Origin of the sequence: Streptomyces violaceusniger Tu 4113 (assembly GCF_000147815.2) — a bacterium.
In the GTDB taxonomy this organism is placed as follows: Bacteria; Actinomycetota; Actinomycetes; order Streptomycetales; family Streptomycetaceae; genus Streptomyces; species Streptomyces violaceusniger_A.
Genome location: NC_015957.1, coordinates 1,970,429 through 1,994,428, shown reverse-complemented (window position 1 = coordinate 1,994,428; position 24,000 = coordinate 1,970,429). Strand labels below are relative to the sequence as shown.

At 62.8% G+C, this 24,000-nt stretch carries 20 protein-coding genes; 10 read left to right on the top strand and 10 right to left on the bottom strand.

Annotated elements, in window-relative coordinates; all coding sequences use genetic code 11:
* Positions 1–78: 78 nt before the first annotated feature.
* The 3 genes from STRVI_RS08875 to STRVI_RS52025 are packed head-to-tail and all read left to right on the top strand — an operon-like array spanning position 79 to position 3,503.
* Positions 79–552, top strand: a complete 474-nt coding sequence (locus STRVI_RS08875) for a hypothetical protein (RefSeq protein ID WP_014055301.1) — start codon at positions 79–81, stop codon at positions 550–552.
* Positions 553–564: 12 nt separating this feature from the next.
* Positions 565–2,784, top strand: coding sequence for a hypothetical protein (locus STRVI_RS08870; RefSeq protein ID WP_014055300.1), 2,220 nt, complete (start codon positions 565–567; stop codon positions 2,782–2,784).
* Between the two features lie 32 nt (positions 2,785–2,816).
* On the top strand, positions 2,817–3,503 hold the full coding sequence (locus STRVI_RS52025) for a hypothetical protein (RefSeq protein WP_150112884.1): 687 nt from the start codon (positions 2,817–2,819) through the stop codon (positions 3,501–3,503).
* Between the two features lie 1,967 nt (positions 3,504–5,470).
* Here the strand turns inward: STRVI_RS52025 and STRVI_RS08865 are convergent.
* A complete protein-coding gene (locus STRVI_RS08865) occupies positions 5,471–6,517 on the bottom strand; it encodes an IS630 family transposase (RefSeq protein WP_167543197.1) in 1,047 nt (348 codons plus the stop codon).
* Positions 6,518–6,876: 359 nt separating this feature from the next.
* On the opposite strand from STRVI_RS08865, the gene STRVI_RS08860 reads away from it, so the two are divergent.
* Genes STRVI_RS08860 through STRVI_RS52020 form a run of 3 tightly spaced genes read left to right on the top strand, consistent with a single transcriptional unit; the run spans position 6,877 to position 10,283 of the window.
* On the top strand, positions 6,877–7,299 hold the full coding sequence (locus STRVI_RS08860) for a hypothetical protein (RefSeq protein ID WP_014055295.1): 423 nt from the start codon (positions 6,877–6,879) through the stop codon (positions 7,297–7,299).
* 15 nt (positions 7,300–7,314) lie between these two features.
* Positions 7,315–9,612 carry a DUF6571 family protein gene (locus STRVI_RS08855; RefSeq protein ID WP_014055294.1) on the top strand — a complete coding sequence of 766 codons (2,298 nt, stop codon included), beginning with the start codon at positions 7,315–7,317 and terminating at the stop codon, positions 9,610–9,612.
* A gap of 26 nt (positions 9,613–9,638) precedes the next feature.
* Entirely contained in the window at positions 9,639–10,283 is a 645-nt protein-coding gene (locus STRVI_RS52020) for a hypothetical protein (protein WP_014055293.1), read from the top strand.
* A gap of 202 nt (positions 10,284–10,485) precedes the next feature.
* Here the strand turns inward: STRVI_RS52020 and STRVI_RS08850 are convergent, their stop codons facing one another.
* The 9 genes from STRVI_RS08850 to eccB all read right to left on the bottom strand — a co-directional run bounded on the left by STRVI_RS08850 (position 10,486) and on the right by eccB (position 21,300).
* Positions 10,486–10,797, bottom strand: coding sequence for a WXG100 family type VII secretion target (locus tag STRVI_RS08850; protein ID WP_014055292.1), 312 nt, complete (start codon positions 10,795–10,797; stop codon positions 10,486–10,488).
* A gap of 77 nt (positions 10,798–10,874) precedes the next feature.
* Positions 10,875–11,249: a WXG100 family type VII secretion target gene (locus STRVI_RS08845; protein ID WP_014055291.1), complete on the bottom strand. Its 375-nt coding sequence runs from the start codon at positions 11,247–11,249 to the stop codon at positions 10,875–10,877.
* A 125-nt stretch (positions 11,250–11,374) separates the two neighbouring features.
* Positions 11,375–12,631: a S8 family serine peptidase gene (locus tag STRVI_RS08840; protein WP_014055290.1), complete on the bottom strand. Its 1,257-nt coding sequence runs from the start codon at positions 12,629–12,631 to the stop codon at positions 11,375–11,377.
* Positions 12,632–14,249: 1,618 nt separating this feature from the next.
* Positions 14,250–14,711, bottom strand: a complete 462-nt coding sequence (locus STRVI_RS08835; RefSeq protein WP_014055288.1) for a hypothetical protein — start codon at positions 14,709–14,711, stop codon at positions 14,250–14,252.
* 746 nt (positions 14,712–15,457) lie between these two features.
* Positions 15,458–15,943 carry a hypothetical protein gene (locus STRVI_RS08830; RefSeq protein WP_050993640.1) on the bottom strand — a complete coding sequence of 162 codons (486 nt, stop codon included), beginning with the start codon at positions 15,941–15,943 and terminating at the stop codon, positions 15,458–15,460.
* Positions 15,944–16,031: 88 nt separating this feature from the next.
* A complete protein-coding gene (locus STRVI_RS08825; protein WP_014055286.1) occupies positions 16,032–17,879 on the bottom strand; it encodes an alpha/beta hydrolase in 1,848 nt (615 codons plus the stop codon).
* A 7-nt stretch (positions 17,880–17,886) separates the two neighbouring features.
* Positions 17,887–18,351, bottom strand: a complete 465-nt coding sequence (locus STRVI_RS08820) for a hypothetical protein (protein WP_014055285.1) — start codon at positions 18,349–18,351, stop codon at positions 17,887–17,889.
* A gap of 81 nt (positions 18,352–18,432) precedes the next feature.
* A complete protein-coding gene (mycP, locus tag STRVI_RS08815; protein ID WP_014055284.1) occupies positions 18,433–19,716 on the bottom strand; it encodes a type VII secretion-associated serine protease mycosin in 1,284 nt (427 codons plus the stop codon).
* A 21-nt stretch (positions 19,717–19,737) separates the two neighbouring features.
* Positions 19,738–21,300 (bottom strand): type VII secretion protein EccB, encoded by a 1,563-nt coding sequence (eccB, locus tag STRVI_RS08810; protein WP_014055283.1) that lies wholly within the window; start codon positions 21,298–21,300, stop codon positions 19,738–19,740.
* A 90-nt stretch (positions 21,301–21,390) separates the two neighbouring features.
* Between eccB and STRVI_RS52545 the strand changes: the two genes are divergently transcribed.
* The 4 genes from STRVI_RS52545 to STRVI_RS08795 all read left to right on the top strand — a co-directional run bounded on the left by STRVI_RS52545 (position 21,391) and on the right by STRVI_RS08795 (position 23,960).
* Entirely contained in the window at positions 21,391–21,570 is a 180-nt protein-coding gene (locus STRVI_RS52545) for a hypothetical protein (protein ID WP_167543180.1), read from the top strand.
* Positions 21,485–22,828 (top strand): type VII secretion protein EccE, encoded by a 1,344-nt coding sequence (gene eccE, locus STRVI_RS08805; RefSeq protein ID WP_078505181.1) that lies wholly within the window; start codon positions 21,485–21,487, stop codon positions 22,826–22,828. The genes STRVI_RS52545 and eccE overlap by 86 nt, the downstream gene beginning before the upstream one ends.
* The gene (locus tag STRVI_RS08800; protein WP_014055281.1) at positions 22,828–23,634 is read left to right on the top strand and encodes a hypothetical protein; all 807 of its coding nucleotides are present in this window, start codon (positions 22,828–22,830) and stop codon (positions 23,632–23,634) included. The genes eccE and STRVI_RS08800 overlap by 1 nt, the downstream gene beginning before the upstream one ends.
* Before the next feature lie 95 nt (positions 23,635–23,729).
* A complete protein-coding gene (locus STRVI_RS08795) occupies positions 23,730–23,960 on the top strand; it encodes a DUF397 domain-containing protein (RefSeq protein ID WP_014055280.1) in 231 nt (76 codons plus the stop codon).
* Positions 23,961–24,000: the final 40 nt, after the last annotated feature.

Below are 24,000 nucleotides of genomic sequence, written 5' to 3'. Positions count from 1 at the left end.
CGAGACCCCACCCAGTTGCTAGCTTTTGAGGCACAACTGCCGTGCAGACCACGCGGCTTCATACATTTTGGGGGAAGTATGACGTTCGACGACGAGTGGTCCCAGCTTCGGGCCGCAGCCGCGGACAAACAGTCGACACGTATGCGCCTCAACCACGCGGACAGCGGAGGCGCGGCCAGTACGTCCTCTCGAGGCGATCTGGTCGTGAACCAGGACGACCTGGGCCGGGTGGGCCATGAGGCGTACATGCTGCACGGCCGTCTCAAGAAAGCCGGCGACATTACCCGCGGCGCCAAGGACGACGGGTCAACCACCAAGGCGGCGACCGTCCTCTCCTCACACCACTTCACCATCGGCGATGCTCTGACGACGACAGCGATGGTGTGGAACGATCAGCTCAAGACGCTCCTCCAGGCGTGCGCTCATATCTCGAACCACCTCGACTACACAAAAAAGTCGCATACCAATGAGGATGCGAAGATCGCTGCGTCCATGGCACGGAGGGACGGCAGCGCCATGCCGGTCTCCGAAATCTCCAAGTACTACAAATAAGGGGGACTTGTCATGGCACGCCTGACCTTCGACGACATCTATCACGTCTCCCTAAGCAGTCTCGGAGCCGCGGCCGACGACTGGAAGGAAATGGTGGACCAGCTCGATACGCTGGCCACCGACGCCGTTGACGGCATGGTGAAGCAGGCCGATGCCGCCCGCTGGGCAGGCGCCAATTCCGACGTCACCAAACCGTTCGTACGCAAGACGGCCAAGGAGTTCGGCGACGCCCACACCCAAGCCAAGGGCATCTGGAGCATGCTCCGGGACGCGCACTCGGACCTCGTCAAGGTCCAGTCGGACATCAAGAAACTCGTAGACGTCGAGGCCAAGACCAAGAACGTCCGGGTCACCGGCTTGGACGACGGCACGGTGTACTGCGTTTATCTCCATCAGCGCGGAGACAGCGACCAGCGCACACAGAAGCAACTCGACTACCTGGACGACCTGGCGAGCCGGATCAACAACCTCATCGCCAAGGCAGACGAGATCGACAACTCCGCGGCCGGCGCCCTGAAGAAGATCCACGGCAGCGACAGCCACAACTTCGGCCACGCGAAGTACGACTCGCTGGATGACGTCCAGGCCGAGCGAGCGGTTCAGCTGGCCAAGAAGAGCCTCGCCAAGTACAAGCAGGGCGAGGAGCTCAGCACCAAGGAGCTCGCAGAGCTCAAACAACTGCTGTCGGACAACGCCAAGGATCGTGAGTTCTCGGTCGACTTCTACAAGGCTCTGGGGCCCAAGGACGCGCTCCGTTTCGAGGCACAAGTCGCCATCGACGCCTCGGCGGAGGGAGACAAGACCCAGCTCAAGCTGGCACACAGCATTCAAACAAGCATGGGTGTGGCCCTGGCGACCGCTACCGACCCGCCCACGGGCAAGGACAACCCCGACACCGCGTTCCGCGAGAACAAGGACTACCTCGGTAAGGCGTGGCAGTCAGAGCTCAAACGGGTCGGCCGAAACAAACTTGAGCTGGGCATAGGTTTCGACCACGCCGAGCCCGTCGGCTATCAGGCCCTCTCGTCCTTGCTGCGACACGGAAACTACGACAAGAGCTTCCTCGTCCCCGTTGCCGAGGACATGGTCACCATCGAACGAAAAGGTGGCGGCTGGCCCATTCCCGACCAGTTCAACGGCGAGAATCACTTCGGCCTCAACCTCGACAAAAAGGGCGGCCCCGGCTGGGATCCGATGACCGGTGCCCTCGAGGCCCTCGGCCACAGCCCCGAGGCGTCGACCGCGTTTTTCAACGGTTCCACGGGCGAAGGCGCGGACGACGACCTCAAGAAGCTGAGCAACCTTGATTACTTCCTGGGCGACAAGGACGGGAAGAACGGCCGCGAATGGCCGGCGGACAAGACAAGCGGCTACATCCTGCCGGACGAAAAGAGTAAGACGTTCGGGAAAGATGCACTAGGACACGCTCTCGAGTCCGCCACGACCGGCCGGGCGTATGACAGCGACGGCCCTTCCGTGAAGCACGGCCAGGAACAGGCGGATCTCTTCCACACAGTAGTGGAAAAAATAGGATCAAACCCAGATCTCGTCAAGGCGGATGGCAGTCTCGCACCGATCGCCGACAGCCTCGGAAATATGTCGGCTGAATACATGCACGACATTCAGAGGACGATCGCTGGCGGCGATCAGAGTGGCTACATCGGGCACTTCGGCGCTGATGCATATCTTGATGACTTGAACGAAGAAGGCAACGAGCTCAAACAATTCCTGCAGGCGACCGCGGAAGACCCCGACGCCTATGCATCCATCACGCACGCTCAGCAGGCTGTGACCACCGAAATTATCCGGGATGCCATGGCGAACCCTGGTGACGAGACGCTCTCCGCCGCCGCCACACGCGCTGCTGCTCCTGGAGGGGAGATTTCTGGTCTTACTTCCGCAGGCCGGGCGGACGCAATAGCTGCAGCTGACGATAGCGTGGAAAAGATCAATGAATACAACCAGAAGCTAGAAACAGGGAATAAATGGGTATCGCGCGTCGTGGAGATGGGCGTAGGCAAGATACCCGTGGGTGGCGATGTCGTCGGCTGGGCAGTTGAAGACATCCAGGAAGCTACTCTCAATCATTACACCAAGGACCCTCAGGAAGCTGCTGACCAGATAGTGGAAAGAAAACCGAGAGAACTATCTGAACGGCGAGCGCGAAGCGGCCGCCCAGGCCGCAAAACAAGCGGTTCTCGACGCAGCACAACAGGCAGGACTCTCCACTGATCCTGGCAGTCCAGCTGCCGGTGCGGCCGACGATGTATATCAGGAGACCAACTACGCCCATTCGGACGGCCGGTCCCGATGAACGAGATCTCCTTCTCACCGAAAGGCTCAAGGTGCTGAGCTCAACACGCAGTCGAATCATTGCAGCCGCAGCGGCACTGCTTCTCATCGGCGCGGGTACCTGGTGGGCCATAGATGCATCACAGCGCGATGAATCCATCAAAATCCCGGAAAAGGTCTGCGACGAGCGAGTATCTGGCAAGACCGCCACAAACCTCCTCCCCAAGAAAGGGGACAAATTCAAGGAAGAGACGTATCAATTGGACGTGCGGAGGTACTCCGGATACTGCAAGCTCCAGGCTGGCGGAGAAGAAGTGTTTTTCTCCTACATCCATCGGCTAGTCGGAAAACGCAAAAGCATCCAGGGGATCCCGGTAAGTCTGGGTAAGACATATGGCTACACCAGGAACCGCACTGGAGCCATTTCGCTGTACATACCGTGCGGCACCAACCCGGAGAAAGAACTGCTCATAACTGTTAGCGCCAGCCTGGTCGAACAGGCCGTGGAATCGCACCAGATGAACGAGTCGACCAAAGAAATACATCCGCTCGCTACATTTGCTGCACAGGTGGCACGTGATATGTCTCGAGGATGGTTCAAGTGCCCGGGCTCCGAGAGCCTTCCAGACGGTCCCGTAGTCATTCATTGGAATGACTAGTATCTCCTGACCCGGTTGGCATTATTTTGCGTTGTGATCGACCAGCTTCTTGACGTTGGTCTGTACAGGCCGGACTTTAGCAAAGGCCTCGTCGGCAATCGCGGTCCAAATGAACGGCTTGGCCTGCTCGTTCCAGGGGCCGATCTATTTGCGGATCTGCGCGATCAGGACGTTGGCGCTGGAGAACGTGCCGCGACGGATCGACTGGCGAGTGAGGGTGCCGAACCAGGTATCGATCTGGCTGATCCAGGAAGACCCGGCAGGGCGAAGTGGAAGTGCACATGCGAGTTATCAGCCAGCCAAGATTTCCCCCCGGGTGTCGTACGAATCAGCACACACCAAAGATGCTGAAGGTATGCACTTCTTTACGGAGATGATGCGCAGACCCGCTTCTGAGTCATGGGAGTGGCTCAGCCGTGTCGAATAGGTGTTACACCTTCGCATTACATGGCGTACGCGAGGACACCGGGCAGTCCATGAAGCTGCGCGCCGCGGCTCAACAAGCCGGACTCCCCGCGGACAAGATCAGCGGCGTGGTTGATGACGTATACGGTGCATCTAACGCGGCGTTCTCCGATGGAAAGGCAAGGTGAACGAAATGCCTCCCGCTTCGATATCGCCCGAGGTATTGAGGTCGAGAACGGGAATAGTCATCATCGCTGCGCTAACCATGGCCCTCATCGGCGCCGGGGCATGGTGGATGACAGCCGGTCCACGTTCGGACGACAACGCGATAGAGATCCCATCCAGGGTCTGCTTCGAACGTATCCCGGGCAAAACCGTGGCACCCCTGCTTCCCACCAAGGGATCGAGCCTTGAGGAAGACACATCGGGCTTCTCGAAGCCAACTCCTGGGTATAGCGGGGAATGCATCTTGACGGCCGGTGGCCAGGATGTGGGAATCGGGTTCACTCGAATTCCTGGCAATAAATACACACGCAGCCGCGTCCAGAACCGAGGGACTCCTGTCTCTCTCGGTGACGCATACGGCACCATGACCGACAAGAACAGAATCAGGCTCTGCGTGCCCTGCCCGTCCACGCGATACCCCGAAGATCGATTGATCATTGCGACAAACGCCGATGCCGCAGAGCAGACAGACAGCTTCAGTAGAACAAGTCATAAGTTGAGGACAGCAGACAGCTCGTACCTCGAATTCACCGCACAGGTAGCTCGCACCTTGTCCCAAGAATGGTTCAAGTGTCCAGGTGCAGCGAAGCTGCAGGACGGACCCGTAACAGTCCACTGGAAGGACCCTCGATCCGCTGGGTCTCATTGACAGGAACCTCCTCCCTTTGATGCCATTCGAACCTCTTCGCTCAAGGCACGTCAAATCGTTCGTGGTCCCACTGACGTCCCTACTTATCGTCGGCGCGGGGACCTTGTGGGCTTTGGTCGCATCACAGTCAACTGATGAAGCCCTCGAAATCCCGGAAAAGGTCCGCGGCAGGCGAGTATCCGGCAAGACCATCACAAATCTCCTCCCCAAGAAGGGAGATAAGTTCGAGGAAGAGACGTATCAATTCGACGCACGGAGGAACTACGGAGACTGCAAGCTCCAGGCTGGAGGAGAAGATGTGGGGTTCTCCTACATCTACCGGTCAGGCGGAAAGTACCCACGCAAAAGCATCCAGAGCCAGGGGATCCCGGTAAGTCTGGGTGAAGCATATGGCTACATTAGCAAGCGTAATAGAGCCATTTTGCTGTACATACCGTGCGGCACCAACTCGGAGAAAGACACGGGAAGCAGACTGCTCATCACTGCTGGTGCCAGCATGGTCGAACAGGCCAAGGAATCGCAGCAGCTGAACGAGTCGGCCAAAGAAATCCGTTCGCTCGCGGAATTTACCGCTCAGGCGGCACGGGATATGTCTCGAGGGTGGTCCAAGTGCCCGGACTCCGAGAGCCTTCCAGACGGCCCCGTAGTCATTCATTGGAACGACTATTTGATCAGAAACTCATGGGGTTCACTCGTCGATGATGTAGCGGACGTGCGGGGCTTTGAAGTAGCCGGTGATGACATGGGGCTGGCGTTGTCGGCGGTGGAAGAACCTGCGGGTTTCGCTGGCGAGTTCGGTCTGGTTCCTGGCCCGGTGGCTGTGGGGAAGGCTGCGCTTGAGGTCGGCGTTGACCAGCTCGTCCGGGTTCAGCTCGGGTGAGTACGAGGGCAGGAAGTGCAGCTCGATCTTCTCCTCGTGGTCGGCGAGCCAGGCCCGGACGGCCTTCGAACGGTGGGCCGAGTGCCGGTCGACGATCAGGTGGACCTTCCGGCCGAAGTGCCCGACGAGCCTGGCGAGGAAGCGGCACATGACCGTCGCGTCGAACGACTCGGTGAAGACCATGAAGTGCATCCGGCCCTTGGTGCTGATCGCGGACATCGCGTTCACGGAGAACCGGTTCCCGGTTCGGCGGACCACCGGAGTCTGCCCCTTGACGCCCCAGGTACGGCCGGTGACCTGGTCCGAGCGGATCCCGACCTGGTCAGCGAACAGGATCTCGCCCCTCTCGGCCTTCGCCCGGGCCCGGATCGCCGGCCAGGTCTCCTCCTGCCAGGTCCGGACCCCTTCCGCATCCTGCTCGATGGCTCGCTTGTCCGGTCGCTGGAAGGTCAGCCCCCAGCGCTTGAGGTACTTGCCCACCCCGGGCTCGGTGAAGCGGACCCCGTACAGTTTGAAGATCAGTCGGCCTATCTGGCCCCGCGTCCACAGCTGACCGGAAAGCCCCAGGCCGGAGGGAGTGTGATCGAGGACAGCCTGCCGCACGGCGGCCTGCTCGGCCTCGGACAGGACCTGATGCTCACCCGCACAACGGCCTCGAGGACGCGACAGCAGCGCGTCCCGTCCGCCGGCCCGCCACCTCGCCCACCAGTTGTCCACCGCCCTGACCGACACCTTGAACAAGGCGGCAACCTCTACCCGGTCCCGGCCCTCCACCAGCGCGGATACCGCCAGCAACCGCACGGCCTCTTGCGCGTCCGGCGACCAGGTCCGCGCGTCCCCCACCAGATCACTCACACACCGTCAACGAGCCCGAACCCAAAGCGTTTCGGATCAATAGTATCTCGTGACCCGGTTAGCACTATTTTGCGTGGTGATCGACCGGTTTCTTGACGTGAGTCTGTACAGGGCGGACTTTGGCGAATGCCTCGTCGGCGGTCGCGGTCCAAATGAACGGCTTGGCCTGCACGTTCCAGCCACGGCCCATGCCACCCGGCCGCGGTTTCTTCGTCTCGCGTAAGCGCGGAGTGCCGCTGGCCCAGCTTGGGGTGGCTGCCGGAGCGATAGAGGCCAATGGGGCTGTCATCCGCGCATGAGTTCGCTAACCTCAAGAAGAACGCTCGGAAGTATTCTAACCTCACATAACAGGGGGAATTATGTCATTCGACGAGGAATGGGCCCAAATTCGAGCGGAAGCCGTACAACGTCAGAGCACGCACACACAGTTGAACCAACTCCCCGCATCCGGTAGCGGCGGTAATGCCTCCCCCGGCAAGGCGCTCCATGTCACGCCGCACATCCTCAAGGAGCGTGCAGGCAAGGTCGCTGCGGTCCGCGGGAACTTCGCCAAGGCCGACGACACCGCCATGAAGGAGACCGGGCAAGTAAAGGCCAGCCTCAAGGGCTTCAAGTCGGCAGATGCCTTCAGCGTCTTCCAGAAACGTTGGCGAGCTCAGATGTCATATATGCACACCCAATTGGAAAAGGGCGTCGCCGGGGCATTGCGCGAGGCAGCGACCAAGCTCACTGAGGAAGATAAAGAGCAGGCCAACAAGTACCACACCCACAAGAAGAACTGAAGGGCCTGGAGTCAGATGACATTGGACTACGCCACCATCAGGGATGTGGACCTCACGGCGCTCTCCGAAGCCGTCTCCAAGTGGCGGAATCTGCCGGGGAACTTCGACACCGTCGCCACCTCCTTCCGGACGGACGTGACCAAAGGGCTACGCGACTCCGACTGGCATGGGGAGTCCGCGGACGCCGCCTTCGCAAAGTTCGACATCGTCGAAAAACAGTTCCAGGCGGCCTCGGACGAAGCAAAGGACGTCTACCTCCTTCTCCATGACGCTCACGAAAAATTCAGTTCGGCACAGAAACGTCTGCACAGTATCGCGAAGGAAATCACCGAGTACACCGCCCAGGACAAGAACGGAAAGAGTCACCAGCTCCTTAAAATTGGGGTGGACGGAACTGTATACGTCGACCCCCCAGAAGATTTCGACGGCAATGCCGCTGCGCTGCAAAAGGGTTACCTCGAAACCACCAGAGCGTATAACCAACGGGTCAAGTCCGCCATTATGGACGCCTCTGATGCCGATGACACCTTGCATTGGGCACTCACACAGGACCACAACGGCCGAAAGCCAGGTTTCGACTCCGACACCTTCCACAGCGTCAAGGACGCCGAAAAGGGGCGCGAGCAGGCCAAGGAGGACGCCGACAAGGCGCTGCACCTCGCCGACCTTGGTGGCGCCAATCTCTCCCTCGAGCAGCTGGCTCAGCTTAATGACTTTCTCGCTAAGCACGAAGGGGACCCATACTTCACCGAGAAGTTTGCCACTGGACTCGGCCCGAAGGGGACCTTGAAGTTCTGGGCGGGCGTCTACAACGCCCACCAGGGGAATATCCCCAAAGGGGATGCCGAAGAGCTCCGAAAGCTCCAGACAACGCTGGGTCTCACCCTTGCCTCAGCCACCCACTCCAATAGCGATGCGATGAAGGCGTGGAAGGACGACGTCATCGCGGAAGGGCGGCATCAGTTCATTACGGACCCCACGAAGACATCAGTTGGTCCGTACGGATACCAGATCATGAGCAGCCTGTTGCGGCACGGGAAGTACGACTCGACTTTCCTCAACAGATACGGGGACAGCCTCGTCGACTTCGAGCGTCACACTTCCGCCCCGAACCTTTGGGCGAGCGGTGGGCAGCTTTACGAAGACTTGAATTTCGATCTCCGGAAGAATGACGACGGCAAGGATCCCATGACGGGTTTCCTGGAAGCGCTCGGGCACAATCACGATGCATCTACCCAGTTCTTCAAGTCAGAAGATCACTTCGACTACCTCACAGGCTCGGGCGACAACCCTCGCATCTGGCCGCAGGACAACGCCGAGTACGTTCCGAACCCCGATCAGAAGCAGAAACTACCGGGATTCGATTCACTGGGAAAGGCCCTGGAAGCCGCAGCGACCGGGCATGACGCGGGCACCCCGCCGACGGCTGCCCATGCGGTCCATTCCAGGGATGAGGCCAAGATAATGCACCAGATCGTGACAAAGATGTCCGAAAACACTGATCTAGTGCGCCCCGGTATGGCCGACAGCCTCGGCAGGATTTCGGCAGAGTACATGCCGGACATTCATCGCGCGATCGACCCCAACACGGGCGGCAACGAGACTCTGTTCCCAATCAAGGGAGCAGAAGCCAAGCTCTCGGAACGCGACGTCACTCGCTTCCTGCACACTGTCGGCCAGGATCCAGACGGCTATGCGGCCGTCAACCTCGGCCAGCACAACTACACGGCCAACCTGATCGAATACCAGGCCAGCCATCCTGACGCTTACATCAATGGCCTCTCCGACGATCGGCAAGAGGCCACGCAAAGAATGATTCAGAGCGTCTCGCGGGATGCCGGCGAGATTGAGGGAATCATCGGAGCCGGCAGGGACTATGCGCTCGAACACAAGATCGTCGAGAGCGACGACAGCTACAATACCGCCCTCGGAAAGGCTGGCACTTGGGGAGGTTCTCTGGTCGGCGTAGGCATCGGCTTGGGCACTTCCCAATTCACGGGACCAGGGGGTGCGTTCGCAGGCGCAATACTGGGGACCGCGTCGACAGAAATCATTAATGGCATCGTAGCGCCCCAGGACTCAGAGGCCCTGGAGAAAGCCGTGTACCGTAATGGTGCCGACTACGAAACCCTAAAGAATGACACCGTCACAACGACCAGGTATGCTATCGGCGCCACGCAAGGGCTCGATCACCGTGATGTCGGACTGTTCCAGTCAGCCGCCGCAGACTCGGTCGAATCAGGATTCGGAGATGCTCGGGACGGCGTCAAAAAGTACTTCCAGGGAGAGACCTCGCGCCTACCCAAGGATTAGACCGGGGAAGACTGAAGGTAATCGCCATGAAAAAGTTCACCAAGAATCAATTTGTTATCTCAATCGCGGTGTCGCTCACATTGCTCGTGGGCATCGGCGTAGGTTACTGGGCCGGCAGTGAGTCCACCGACGAAAGCACGGGTACTGCCGGTCTCGATAATCCATGCTCCGACGTCCTCACCTCGTCCGACGCGAGAAGCGCAATGAATGGCGTTCTTCGCGCGATTGACAGTCCTTCGTACAGATTTATCGAGAAGGGAAATTCGGGAGACTTTTCCTCAGAATGCACTGTGGTATCGGGCGAAAAGGATGCGCTGAGCATTACGGCGCACCTCGCGATGAGTGGCGATGTAGCCCAATGGACCAAGACCCTCAGCGATAACCAGGATATCGGCGATTCCAGCAGCCGAAAGACGTTCTCGGTCGGGGAAGCCGGCATCTCATCGCCTGCGGCGGCGGCCATCTACCTCTCATGCGAGCCCTACCAGTCACCTATAAAGAAGAAGCAGAACCTCAGCATTCTCGTAAGCTCGCTGAACGGGAGTTCTCACCATTCTGCGCTCCGTACCGAACTCGCCGACCTGGCAGTATCAATGGCGAAGCACGCACAGACTGCCGCCAAATGTAAGGATCCGGCTCAAATACCCGAGAAGGCCCCGGAATTTTCCTGATCCCCAGAAACACCGTCTGGCGGAATACCGCTTCTACGGCGTACGCCGGGGCTCTGTGCTTCCCCTCGTACCGTGGAGACGCAGGGTGCGGTAAAGCGGTGCTTGGCCCCGGTCGTGCCTGCCCGCAAGCCGCACAACCTGAACATGGGGGTGGGCAACCGCTTCAGCGGTTGCCCACCCCCATGTGCTTGCGACCGGACCCTCAGAAGCCGATGTCCTGGAACAACTGGGCCGACTTCTTGTCGGTCGCGTGGTAGTCCATGCTGCCGGTCCTGACCTTGGTCGCCACCTCTTTGAGCGTGCTCTCGATGTGGTTGGCGCGCGTCTTGAACTGCCTCTCGGCGGCCAGCATCATCTGGTGAGCCTCGCCCTCCCAACCGTCGGTCACGGCCTTGACCGAGGCGATGATGGCCTCGATCTGCTGGCTCACCACCCTGGCGCCGCGCTCGAGGTCACCGGCAGTGTCCTCGAGCGAGTTGTATGTGACCTTGATGTCCATCCCGTCACCGGACACTTATGCTCCACCCCTCGTGGTGTCTTGATGGTTGTCGATCATTTCTGTCCCAGGGCCTTGATGGCGCCCCTGGGCGACTAGAACTGATCGACCTTGCTGTGGGCCAGGCCATCCGCACCACTGCCGAGGTGCCCGCCGGCCGCGCTGCCATTGACGTCAACGCTGCGGAGCTGGGATGCGATCTCAGTGTCGTTGGCACCGCCGGAACGGTGCGTGAGCTGCACCGCCTCGTGGATGTTGACGATGAGCTGACGCAGAGCCTCGTGGTCCTCGTTGAGGCTCATCTGCGCCTTCCTGAACGCGCTTCCGCCCTGACCGGTCCACGCCGCCTCCACCGTGTCGATGGCGTTGATCAGCGTGCGCAGGTTCTGCGAAAGGTCCTCGCTGACGCGGCCGAGGTCGCCCTCGAACTTCCTGAAATGTGCGTCGCTAATCCGCTGCGAGCCCGACATCTTTCCACCTTCCCCCATGATGTGTTGGTGAGCCGAGCTGGGGATTCTTCGTCAGCTCACCACTCTGTGGAGTTTCCTACCTGACATGGCAGGAAGCGTCTAGCTGTAGTTGGTATTGGTGCTGCTTACGGCCTGGCCATCGTTCCACCACGACGTCGTACGACGGTGAAGGCGACCGCGGCCCCGGCGACCACGACGACGCCCGCACCCAAGGCGACCCAGAGCGTCGTATTACCGCCGTCGTCGCTCGCCTTGGCCTCCGCCGCGGGCTTCTCAGCGGCTTGCTCATCCGATGCGGGGGGCTGCGAGGCACCCCCTGCGGCCTTAGACGCCGATTCGGAGGGCTTTGGTTTCGTAGCTCCCTCACGAGCGAGCAACGGATTGGTATTGGCCGGCCCCGGATCCCCTTCGCCATCGAGAAGCACCTTGCGAGGACGGACCGAGCCATACCCGATGTAACTGCTCGGGACGTCACCGGTCTTGGGCTTCGCGGCGGTCTGCATCATGACGCGCAGGACCTGGTTGCCTGTCCACTTGGGGTGCTTGGACCAGATCAGGGCGGCGGAGGCGGAGGTGATGGCGGTGGCTTGGCTGGTCCCGCCGCTGACGCAGGTCTGATCGAGATTCTTCTCGCAGCGCTCGGCGATCCTGTCGCCGAGCGCCACGAGCCCCACGCTGTCTCCGTGAGTCGAAAACTTTGCCACCTCCCCTTCCTGGTTGATCGCCCCCACACCAACTACACCGGGGAGGGAAGCGGGATATCCGGGCAGGTTATTCTTGTCCCCGTTGTTTCCTACAGCGGCAAATACGAGAGCGCCCTTCTTAAGGGCATAATTGACAGCACTCTGAGATTTGACGAAATTTTCACGCTGCCCGGTGATGGTTCCGAATGAGACATTCAGGATTCTCGATCCGTGATCAACCGCGTACCTGATTGCCCTGCCCATTAGAGGGTCAGGAGCATCCGTCTTCGGGTCTCCGACTACCTTCACCGGCAGGATTTTTGCTTGAGGCGCCAATCCCTGGATTCCTCCACCGGCTCCACTCCCGGCAATAAGAGCAGCCATGTTCGTGCCATGGCCTGTCGCATCTTGATGCGGGTCTGTCGGTGTATTGGATGCATCCTTGCCCGCAAGCACATTACCGCGAAGTTCAGGCAATGAAGCATCAACGCCCGTGTCGATAACGGCGACGGTTACCCCCTCGCCCTTACTCACCGCCCACATGTCGTCAGCTTGCATGTCCTTCAGGTACCACTGTTGAGAGCTGATGTCCTGTGCAGCCGCGGCGGGCGCGGTACCACCCACCGCCAAGAGCGCGGTTCCGAGCATCGCCAGAGCCGACAGGGCGCGACGCCGCGCTCCGTACTTCTTAAATGGCATAGGTGAGTGCTCTCCTCGGCATTGCACAGGGATATGTCGTTCTAGTCGATGACCGGCGGGACCGTGTCACGCCGTCCACCCGACCAGCTCTCTTCGTCTTCCTGAAGGTAATCAGGCCTGGCGCTGGAGACTTCCGAGGCGTTCGGGCCTCCCCGGCCGGAGCTTGGCATCAGCTCTGGCGTCTCATTGCCCCGCACAAGCCCGGACCCCCCTGGGGTGAAGTCCGGCTGCCCTCCGCGCACAGAACGCATACCACTGACGGGGCCTCCCGATTCCGATGAAAGCCGCCGCCCCTGGCCGCCATTGTTCCCAGGCGCGTGCGTACCGCCCTCGGCGGACGGACCGCCCGCGCCCAGAGGACCGCGCCTTGGAGGGATACCGTGTTCGTCTCCGACGACCGTCCCCCGGGGCAAACGTTGCCCATTCAAGTTGTTCGGCCCTCGTGGGCTGTCCACGGTCCCACCCGGCTCCGAGGCGAGCCGTCGGCCTGGCCCGCCGTTCGCCGACGGAGGCGTTCCTCTGCCGAAACCATGCGTGGCGGGTCCCATCGGCCCGCGCCTCATCAGCCCTTGCTCTTCTCCAATGACCCTGCCCCGGGGAATCCGCGGGGCGTTGGTTTGCCCAGGTGGGCGAGCCTGGGTCCCCCCGTGAATGCCGTCAGGCAAGCCGGTCCGAGGAATGCCAGTCGGCCTGGGCTGCTTCACGGCGCCTTGGTAAGGGCCAAGCAGCTCTCTCGTAGGGTTGCCACCTCCCCGCATAGGCGGCGGGGCACTTGGCAGGAATGGGGCCTTCGACCCCTTGATGCCTCCTGGACCCACCGGGCCCGGTTGCTGGTCCGACGTATCAGGCGGCAAAGCAGGCTGCCTGGCCTTGTCGACGATGTCTGGTGAAGTCACTGTCTCTGTGGAGTCGATGACCGTACGCGTGTCCGGTTCAAGGTCCACACCACTGCCTACGTGACCCTCACGCCCGATCCCCGGAGGCAAGGCGCCCTTAGGGACACCGTGGGAGTCAGTAGCGACCGACAACGGCGTGACATATTCGGCCCCTTGCGTTCCCCCTGCCGAGGAAGACGTTCCAGTGGACGTTCCAGAGCTGTGGTCAGTCCAGCCCGATCCGAGGTCGGGCAGAAGGGGGAAGTTCGGCTCCTCCAGGCCCTTGATCTCCGTGTAAGCCGTCTCATAGTACGAGTCCAGCTTGTCCATCTGCTGGAGCGCTTCCAGGTGGTGCTTGTCCGCGACCGCCTTTTCCGCGTCGCTCTTGTGCTTCTTGTCGTCCGCCACCGTCGGGGCCGGCATCGCTGCCTTGACCTCGGTCAGGCCCTGGCCCGCAGTGGACATGTGTACGCCGACGAGCAAGGTGTAGTCGGCCATCTTGTGGGTCTGCTTGGCCACCTCGCGACCCCAGGTCCGGAACGCGTCGGCACCCTCGCCCTCCCAGTGCACCCGCTCGGCGTGGGCCTTCAGCTCGTCCGCGATAGCGTTGATGTCGTCGAAGGCAGCCATCAGCGCGGCGCCGACGTCGGTCAGCTGACCCGGCTGCGCGGTCGCGACCATGTTGTAAAGCTCGTCGTGCGACCGACTCTCGAACTTCCCTCCGGCCATCTACCTTCTCCCCCTCACAGCGCGTCGCCCCCGACCTCTTTGCTGCCGTGGTTCTCAGTCTGACCAGCGTGCTTCTCGGTGGGCTCGCGGTAGTACTTCTGCGTGTGTGCCTGAATCTCCCGCATGCGACGGGCCTGCTCCGCGTCCATGCCGTCGTAGCCACGCTCGGCGACGATCGCCATGAGGCCCATGGCCTCAATCTGGTCGCCGAAGGACTTGCACAGGGTCTCCAGCCGCGCATGGACCTTCTCGTAGAGGTTCGCCAGGTCGTCAGAAGAGGTGAACCCGGAGCCCGAACCGTACGCGTCCCGCGTGATGGACTGCTGCGAGATCGTCTTGCGCGATGCCGGCGACTCCTCAAGGTCGGTCAGGACCTTGTCCAGGCGCGTCTTGAACTTGGCAAGCGTCTCGGCTTCCTTGACCAGCTTCTTGCCGAACGGCGTCTGTGGCTCAGACCCCGGCTCTATGGGCCTCACGCTGTCCCTCCCCGTATGACACCAACGATGTCCTAAGCCACTCTATCCGTCAGGCTTGGACGCCCCAACTGCCCCGTAGCTGTGGGACGTCGACGGTTCAGTAACGGTCCCCTCCCCCAAACGGCGCATACAAGGCACACGACACATCTGGTGACACTATCGACTTCACCACAGACCCACATGAGTACGCATACCTATTTCCCGGGACGACAGCGTCGGCGTCCGCTTCGCTCGCGACAAGAGGAGGCTCAGCACGCATCGGCACCGGGTGTGGACCTGGCACGGCCAGCCCCTGAACGCGCCTGCCACAGCGCGGCGACGGGGCACAGTATGGCTGTGCACGGCGGGAGGTGGGCCGGCCCACCGAGATCAACGTCTGCCCCCACCCCGTGCAGGTGAATCGGAGTCGAGGGTCCGGCCGCCCGTCCCCGCGTGTCCGGGCCCCGGACAGGCGCACCTCCGTCTACTGGTCGTTGGGCTTGTAGGCCTTATCGACGTAGCAGGGCGACGCCAGTGAGATCGAGATACTGTCGCGCATCTTCTTCTCCCAGTTCACACGGTAGCCGTGATCAACGTCCTTGCAGGGGCTGGCGCGGAGCAGCCAGGGAAACGTCGCCTCGCAGTTCAGAGAGGTCGAGGATCTTGCTGGATTGGCGCCTGACCAAGTCCCCTCACCGTCGAGGGGCTGGGTTTAGGTGAGGTTCTGCACTTGGGTTGCCCACTGTGACATACCCGGTCTGAGTCGGTCAGTACTCATCCACGGTCTGGCCATCAGGGACCTGGAAGCAGGCCGAAGTCATAAGCACATAGATCAAGGACTTGGGCGCCTTGGACCCGGTCTTATCGCTCTCGTCGTAGAGATGGATACTGACCGAGAACTGCTTCTTGATGGAATCAGCGATAAGTTCAGGGCTTTTACTCGGGCTCTTATCGGGCCCGTATTTGACGATCTTCCAGCCCCTCTGCGGGAGGTCTTCCTTGAGCCTCGCCATTGCCTGCTTCATATCCTTGACCGGCACGCCCCACAGTGACCAAGCATGGTTGACCTTGTAGAACTTCTCCTCATCCTGGCCGCTGCATCGGGCAACCGAAGGCCCCGGTTTGCTCGTCTTTCCGTGCAGGTCAATGACATCGAAGATTTCACTGGAAAGACCAGCCGCTTCTTCCTCCACGTCAGCAACCGTCCGCGTCTTCGGCGTGTAGCCCAGCTCGTCCTTCTTCTTCTCGATCATTCCCGAGCACCCCGCCAATGCAAATACCGAAACCAGAGACATGACAATGCCGAGGAACGAAAGAATGCCCTTTCGGTTACGCGCGGAGCTAGTCACTGATTTGCACCTTGTCATGTCGCCCCACCACCACGTTGGCTTGGTTTAGTAGACTTTGCGAGCTGTCTTCATGATCCAAGTCGTAATCCCAGTAGCCACTGTGCCCCTCAGTGTCGGTCGTCATCTGATGGGCCCCGAATTCGGCATCAGCGGGGATGATGGGCATGTCCGCGTCTTGCCAGAAGCGGCTGCTCTTGTCACCGCCATGGAATGCGCGGCCCAGTTCGGGAACAGGGTCATCATCAGCGTACTCGTTCCAGACATGCCCCCTGGGTACGTCCAGGGCCTCGGCGCTTCCCACCTGGACACCCGGACTTCCCGCGAAGATGACATCGTCCGCGTTCAGGGTGCCCTGGCGCGCCGCGGAACCGATGAGGGTGGAGCCGTAGGAATGGCCTATCGCGGTTACGTGACTGTCCGTCCCCGACTCGTTCGACGCGTTCAGACCATCGACAAACTGATTGAACGCGGGCGCACCAGTATTCGCGTATCCGGGACGGGTGGCGTCCGTGACAATGTTTTGCGGCGCGTCGTAGCCGAGCCAGGTGACGGTCGAGACGTTTTGCCCCGGCGCCAGTGGTTCGGATGCATGCCACAAGTTCGTCATGCGATTGATGTCCCCGTGAATCTTGCTGAGGTTCGAAGTTGTGCCAGGGACATAGACGGCAGTGTGGTCGGCCGTATCCGGATTTCCGTTGGCGACAATCGCCCGCCCTCGACCTTCAGGGCTGAAACCGAGCAGGTATGCCTCCGGCAAGCCTTTTCGACCAGTCTGATCGAATCGATTTTGAATGGCGTTCATGCCCTTCAGAGTACCTTCCAGGCGCCCCTTCTCACCTTCATACTTGTGGTGCCAGTCGAGCCATTCCTGGGTGTAGGCTGTGACGTTGGGGCCGACATCTTTGAACTTGATAGGTTCCTTTGGTATCGCATTGAGCCGGATTTGGTAGTCGGCTCGTTTTTCCGCCAGCTCAATGCGGTTCGCCTCGTCACGGACATCCGCGGGGATGCCATCCAGTTTGCCTAGGCCGGCAGGGTACATGGCTGCATAGTCGACCTTCTCCTGATCGGAAAGGCCCTTCCACCATTTCGCATTATCCGTAGGACTACCGTCCTTGGGCGGATGCTTGATGTCGTCGAGGTAGTCTTTCGCTCCGCTACGGACACCGCTCGTGTCGCTCTGAGTGTCGGCCCAGTCGTAACGGGAAACGTGCAGGTCGTCATCGGCCTTCAGGCTGCGCAGCTTGGGGGCCCACTTCTTGTCGGCCTGCGTGGCGTCATAGACGGCTTGCGCGATGCGATTGGCGATCGCCACCGCACGGCCGAAGTTCGGGTTGGGGTGGATGTTCGCCGCCTGGCGCTCCAGGGCGTCGGCTGTGTCGTTCGCGTCGCCGGTCGGGTCGATCGGCTGGTTCGTCGGCTTGCCCTTCGCGCTGCCCTGGACCGTGCCGCCCTCCGGCACTTTCCCGTCGACCTTGTCACCGGCCGCCGGGTAGCTCACCGAGCCGTCGGAGCCCACCGTGAACTTTTCCGCCTCGGCGTCCTCCACAGCGGCGTCGAGCTTGTCCTTGGCTGCTCGTAGTTCGTAGGCCAGAGAGTTGAGGGCAGTGGTGATGAGAGCGCACTCGACCTGGGTGTAATGGAAGTTGGTCGCCAGCTTCCGGAGCTGCACCACGGCGGCGTCAACGGCCTCGCCTTCGAGAGTTTTCCGCATGCCTGCGGCTATCTGCTGCTCGAGGTCGTCCTTGACCTGACTGGCCATGTCCCCGACGGTCCGATAGCCGCCCGCGGCATCCTCGAACTCCGAGGGCTTGAGGGACTTGAGTGTCGCGTAATCCACCGCCGCTTCACCGGCCCCGGCTGTCGCCGCCGACGGGCTTCGTGTCCTTGTACAGGACGTCCAGCCCGTCGAACGCGCACTTGGTGGCCTCGTCGTTCTTGTACTGGTGATCCCCGGCCCTTTCAAGCCGGTCCTGGATCGCGCCGCACTTCGCGCTTACGCCCTTCAGATAGCGCTTCCAGGAGCGGTAGAGCTCCCGCTGGGCCGCCGCGCTCTGGATTCCGCCGCCGGAGTCGCTGCCCGCGCCCAGGCCGGTCTGCTCCTCCTCCAGCTTTGTCAGCGCCGTTGTGATGTCCCCCCGGAGCTTGCCGACTGCCCTGCTCGCTGTCGTCCAAGCGTTCTTGTTGGACTTCAGGTTGCCGGAGCCGCTCTGCGCCCAGGCCGGCTTGTCGTCGGCGCTCGCGAGACTCATCCCGGTGTCACCGGACGCCTCGCGCTTCATCTGCGCCCATTCCGCCTCGAACGTCGGCATACGCTCCCCCGCCTTGCATGATTCACAGTGACGTCAAATAGCTCAGTGTAGGAGGATGATCAGGCGCCTCCCTGAGTACTCCTACTCAGCTGCTCCGGAGCGACGGCGCCTCCGTTCGTTGAGGACCGCTGCCAGGCCCGCTATGCCCGCCACCACGACGGCCGCGGCTCCCACGGAGTAGGTCGCGAGGCGTTCCCTTCGCTCCTCAGGGGTCTCGCCCAAGGGCATGGGGGCGGGATCGGGAGCGGAGACATCGTGGGCGGCGCCCTTGTCCAGGGTGACGTGGTCGATGCGGGTTTCGTCCTCGGTGAGGGCGCGGACGGGGTCGACGACGCCCCAGCCGATGAAGCGGTCGTGCTCGTTGACGGCTCGCTCGGCGGTCTGCTCGATCTGGGCGACCACCTCGTCCTGCTTCCAGTCCGGGTGCTTGGCACGGATCAGGGCGGCGACGCCGGCGACGTAGGGCGCGGAGAAGCTGGTGCCGTTGTCCACGCATTGGCCGCCCTTGGGGACGGTGGAGACCATTTCGACCCCGGGAGCGGCGACATCGACGAAGTCACCGGACTGGGAGAAGGGGGCGCGCTCGTTGTTGCGGTCCGAGGCGCCGACGGCGAGGACGCCGTCGTAAGCGGCCGGGTAGGTCTTCTTGACCTTGCCGTCGAGACCGTCGTTGCCGGCGGAGGCGACCACGACGACGTCCGCTTGCAGCGCGTTCTCAACGGCCTGCTGCAGATTGCTGTTTGCCTGGAGCGGCTTGACGGTGTCCTGGGAGATATTGATGACGCGGGCCCCCGCGTGGACCGCCCAGTCGATGGCCGTGGCCATGGTGTCGGTGGTACCGGAGCCCTTTTCGTCGTTCTGCCGGATCGGGATGATCTCGGCTTTCGGTGCGATGCCGACGAACCCCGTGCCCGTGTGCGGGCGGGCGGCGATAATGCCGGCGACCTTGGTGCCGTGGCCGACCGAGTCGTCCGTCCCGTCGCCTTTTTTCCCCTTGGACAGGCCCTTCTTGCCGGCCCTGCGGACTTCCTTGCCGCTCTTGGCGTCGACGGCGTCCTTGAGCTGGGGATTGGTGTTGTCGACACCGGTGTCGATGACGGCGACCTTGACCGGACGGCCCTTCGGGTCCAGCCCCTTGGTGTCGTTCCACAGCTGGTCGAGCATGACGCGCTGAAGGGACCAGGGCGTGCCCTTGATCTGTTTGGCGGGATAACTGCATTCGCCGCTGCCCGCGAGGGACAGATTCGGCGCCGCGGAGGGCGATGTAGGTCCGGCTGCCGCGGAAGGCGAGGGTCCGGCTGCCGCGGTCAGCGCCGTGAGGGCCGTCGCCGCCGACAGGGCGAAAGGTTTGATGATGCGCCGCATGTGTTTCGGCTTCCTCATGTCCTATGAACCCTGGGGCTGCTTGGCGCTGTTGGCATCGAGGCGTGGACCGGTGGGCAGGAATTCGGACCAGTCCGCGGGCACCGGGGTCGGGTTGACGTCCTGGTATCCGAGGCTGCGCTGGGCCTTGTTGACGTCCTGCTGCGTCTCAGTGGCCTTGTCCTTGCCGGAGCCGTCGTCGCCGATTTTCGATGTGCCGGAATCGCTGTCGTTGTTGGACTGGACCGAGTAGCGAAGGCCGGTGTCGGTCACCAGGAAGACCGGTCCGTTCTTGATCTGGCGACCGCTCACCTGGCGGTAGAGCACTCCCGAGCCCGGGGTCACATAGGCGCTGGTGGCACCGTCCGGGATGGTGGCCGGGAAATCCCTGCCGGCCCAAGTGGCGACCTTGGCACCGCCCTTGGCGGTCACACCGCCCATGACGCTGCAGCTGGTGTCCCGGGCTCCGCTGCCCAGTGCGGGATCGACGGAGTTGGCCTGGTCCGGGATTTCGCTGGGCCAGTGGTACTTGCCGTAGAACTCGTTCTCGGTGTCCGGGGTGAACGACGGGGCCGCCACTCGCTTGGCCGTACTCGCCTCATTGCTGGAGGTCTTGCTCCTGAGCAGGAGCTTGGCGACGAACTCCGAGACGCGCTGGACCTTTCCCTGCAGCACCACGTACTTCTGGGTGCCGGCTCCGGTGGGCGCTTCGAGCACCATGCCGACCCGGTTCGCCTCGCCGAGACTCGGCACCCCGGCGTCATCGCCGATCTGGCCGGGAACCTGCGGAAAGTCGATCGGTGCCCCGTCCCTGAAGGTGGCCAGCCAGTCCCTGGTGACATGCTGCGGCTGAGCCCCGTCGTGAAAGATCGAACGCAGCAGGAGATTGCTGTCCTCGGCGGACTTCGCCTTCCAGTCCGGGCCGCCGATCAAATACTTGACGCCCCGCGGGTCTACGAGATAGCGGGCGCCGTCCTGGCCCTGCACATAGAGGGCCTGGCCACCGTGGAGCGCCTGGGAGCCCCGCATCTTCTGCAGCTTCGGGTCCCGTTCGGAAAAGAGGAAGACGGCCTTCTGGGTGGTTTTCCCATTACCGCCCGGCTGTTCGCAGACCGCCCACGTCATACGCTTCTTCGCCTCGTCCGCACTGGGGATGCGGTCCGGCGCGTACGGAATGCCGATCGTGGGGCCACGCGGGATGTGGCCGTTGTCGAGCTCCGACTCCTTCACCTTGATGATGCTGGACTTCTCGGGGTCGAGGAGGAGCTTGGCGGAGGCGAGGTTCAGCACGGGGTGGAGCTGGGGCTTGCCACCGGTCTTCAGGATGACGTACCGAGTGGTGGAGTCACTGCCGACGATCACATGCGATTCCGGCGTGTCCCACCCCTTGGGGGCGACGGGCTTGAACATGCCCCAGGCGCCGAAACCGGCGAGAATCAGGGCCCCGACGACGACTCCGGGAAGGACCGCGCGCAGCGGACGCGGCGCGCCCTCCTCCGTACCACTCGGCGTGGGCTGCAAGAACGCGGCGACTGTCCGCTTCTTCGCATAGATATAGGCGTTGAGTTCATCCCGCCGTGATGCCATTTTTAGCCGCTTCTCCCCGCTTTTCGGCCTCGGTAGTCAGGTAGCCTGCCGTCGGTCCTGGTGTCGTACCGACCCTCTACTATGCCGGTAGTGAACTGGCTCATGCCGCCCGGGGACACTGACCGGCGGGCGGTCGACGACCGGGCCGTTCGGGCCGGTTTCGGATATGAGGGGGCTGACGGGGATGGCTGGCGCAACGCGCGCACGTACGGCGAGGAGCGCGTCCGGCCGAGGAGCACCGAGCGGACCGCGTCCGCCCGCGCCCGCTGACGCTCCCCCGACAACGGCCCCCATCGCTTCCGCCAGCCCACGCACGACGTCCCGGCCCGGCAGCATCGGCCCCCTGCGGCTGCAGCAATTCGTGCTGGTCGAGGTGGCCGCGGCGATCGTGCTGGCCGCAGGGGTCGTCAACAGGCTCTTGCTGGTGCCCGCCGGAGTCGTGGGCGTCGTCCTGGTTCTGCTGGCCGTGGTCACGCGTCATCAGCAGCCGATTCCGGAATGGCTGGGCACCGCGCTCGCGCTGCGCAGGCGCCAGCGGCAAGCGGCCAAGCCGATCGACGCGGGCGCGGACCACGTGTTCACGCCGGCCCTGGAGTGCGAACCGGCCTTGCGCACCTATACGTTCACCGATCGTGAGCGGCGGATGGTCGGCCTGGTGGGGGACGGCACCTTCCTGACCGCCATCCTGCAGGTGGACGCGACGGACTCGCCGCTGCGCCCTCACCGTATGCAGCGTCCACTCCCGCTTTCGCTGCTGCGTGACGCCATGGACGTCGACGGCATCGTCCTGGAGTCCGTCCAGGTGGTGCAGCATGCGCTGGCGGCGCCCGCACCCCATCTGTCGGCGCAGACGGTGCCCGTGCGCAACTACGGGCCGCTTCAGGAGCAGACGGGCGCCCCTGCGGTCCGTCTGACGTGGGTGGCGTTGAAGTTCAACCCGGAGCTCTGCCCGGAGGCCGTCGCGGCCAGGGGCGGGGGCCTCGAGGGTGCGCAGCGGTGTGTGCTGCGGGCCGCGGATCAGCTGTCGAGCAGACTGCAGGGGGCGGGTTTCGGCGTGACGCTCCTGACGGAGGAAGGCGTGACGGCGGCGATCGCCACCGCCGCGAGCGTCAACCCGCGAGCGACAGCGCAGGCCCGGCAGACCAACACGCTCAGCCGGCGCACGGTGGAGAGCACCCGTGCCTGGCGCTGCGACGACCGCTGGCACACCACCTACTGGGTGAGCCGGTGGCCGCAGTTGGGTCCGGGCACCACGCCCCTTCCCCAGCTGGCCGCGCTGCTGACCTCACTGCCCGCCCTCGCGACCACGTTCAGCCTCACCTTGCGACGGGGCGGGACGCAGGGGGGCCGGCCCGCCCCCACGGTGAGCGGGCATCTCCGGATCACCGGTCATAGCGCGGACGACCTGGTCGGGATGAGGCGGGAGCTCCAGCGCACCGCCCGTGGGGTACGGGTGGGGCTCGCACGGCTGGACCGCGAGCAGGTACCCGGCGTACTCGCCACTCTGCCCCTGGGAGGGACCCGCTGATGGCCATGCCCACGACCGTCTCAGGCGGCCCTTCTTACTCCCCGGCCTCCACACCTGGCCCCATGCCTGGTCAGACGGATGAGCCGGGAACTCCCGCCCCCCGCAGGCCGCGACGGGGTTTCGGGCTGATCGGACCGCGGCGCCAAGGGCACGAACTCCCACCGGAGCAGTTCGACGCACTGGCGCTGCCGATCGGCGACGACGGGGTGATGATCGGCGTCGGCGCGCGGGATCAACCCGCCGTACTGGGCCTGCACCGTCCTACGCCCTTCAATGTCGTCCTGGTCGGCGGTCTGTGGACAGCGCAGGTGATCGGGTTGCGAGCGGTCGCCACGGGCGCGCGGGTCACCGTGGAGACCGGCCGTCAGCAGATGTGGGCGTCATTGGCGCAGGCCGCGAACGGCGGGTACCAGAGCATGACGCTCCACGACGTGGGACGTGTGCCGCCACAAGGGCCGTCGATCGGCAGCCCCGTGCTGGTGATCCGTGACGCGGGCATGCGGCCGCCGCGCGGGCGGGTCTCCTCGGCGCCATGGCAGTCCGTGCTGACGCTCCTGCCCTATATGAGCCCGGTCGCGCCCCGGCTCATGGAGAACGCGGACCTGGTGGGCGTCCAGCGGGTGTCTCCCGAGGAGGCCGTCCAGGTCGGGCGGATCATGGGTCTGCCGTCCATGGATGTCGAGTCACTGTCCACGCTTCCGGACGGGGTCACTCTTTGGTGTGATCGCCAGACCCGGCTCTATGTGGCGACACATCCGACGGACGTCGAGTCGGGCCTGTTGGGCGGGGCTCGCCGCATGGACTGACGGTGTTCGATTGCCGCCGCGCACACCGTGGATGAGACTGTCAGCCAAGCACCAGGCGGGCTAGTTTCCGCGGTACCCGAAGGGATTCTCCACCGATGGCCGACGCCAAAGAGAAGGAAGAGCTGTACGCCCTCGACATCTCCGATGTCGAGTGGCTGAGCGCACCTGGCAGCAGCTCCGAGGACCGGGTGGAGATCGCCTACCTGCCGAATGGGGCAGTGGCCATGCGGAATTCCACCGACCCCGAGACCGTGCTGCGCTACACGGAGGCCGAATGGCGTGCCTTCGTCCTGGGCGCGAGGGACGGCGAATTCGATCTGACCTGAGAAGCGCGGGCGCGGGGGCGGACACCGGCCGGTGTCCGCC

Coding starts and splice junctions, on each gene's coding strand:
- STRVI_RS08875 (WP_014055301.1), top strand. CDS start 79: ATGACGTTCGACGACGAGTGGTCCCAGCTTCGGGCCGCAGCCGCGGAC.
- STRVI_RS08870 (WP_014055300.1), top strand. CDS start 565: ATGGCACGCCTGACCTTCGACGACATCTATCACGTCTCCCTAAGCAGT.
- STRVI_RS52025 (WP_150112884.1), top strand. CDS start 2,817: ATGTATATCAGGAGACCAACTACGCCCATTCGGACGGCCGGTCCCGAT.
- STRVI_RS08860 (WP_014055295.1), top strand. CDS start 6,877: ATGTCATTCGACGAGGAATGGGCCCAAATTCGAGCGGAAGCCGTACAA.
- STRVI_RS08855 (WP_014055294.1), top strand. CDS start 7,315: ATGACATTGGACTACGCCACCATCAGGGATGTGGACCTCACGGCGCTC.
- STRVI_RS52020 (WP_014055293.1), top strand. CDS start 9,639: ATGAAAAAGTTCACCAAGAATCAATTTGTTATCTCAATCGCGGTGTCG.
- STRVI_RS08845 (WP_014055291.1), bottom strand. CDS start 11,249: ATGTCGGGCTCGCAGCGGATTAGCGACGCACATTTCAGGAAGTTCGAG.
- STRVI_RS08840 (WP_014055290.1), bottom strand. CDS start 12,631: ATGCCATTTAAGAAGTACGGAGCGCGGCGTCGCGCCCTGTCGGCTCTG.
- STRVI_RS08830 (WP_050993640.1), bottom strand. CDS start 15,943: ATGATCGAGAAGAAGAAGGACGAGCTGGGCTACACGCCGAAGACGCGG.
- STRVI_RS08820 (WP_014055285.1), bottom strand. CDS start 18,351: ATGCCGACGTTCGAGGCGGAATGGGCGCAGATGAAGCGCGAGGCGTCC.
- mycP (WP_014055284.1), bottom strand. CDS start 19,716: ATGCGGCGCATCATCAAACCTTTCGCCCTGTCGGCGGCGACGGCCCTC.
- eccB (WP_014055283.1), bottom strand. CDS start 21,300: ATGGCATCACGGCGGGATGAACTCAACGCCTATATCTATGCGAAGAAG.
- eccE (WP_078505181.1), top strand. CDS start 21,485: ATGGCTGGCGCAACGCGCGCACGTACGGCGAGGAGCGCGTCCGGCCGA.
- STRVI_RS08800 (WP_014055281.1), top strand. CDS start 22,828: ATGGCCATGCCCACGACCGTCTCAGGCGGCCCTTCTTACTCCCCGGCC.
- STRVI_RS08795 (WP_014055280.1), top strand. CDS start 23,730: ATGGCCGACGCCAAAGAGAAGGAAGAGCTGTACGCCCTCGACATCTCC.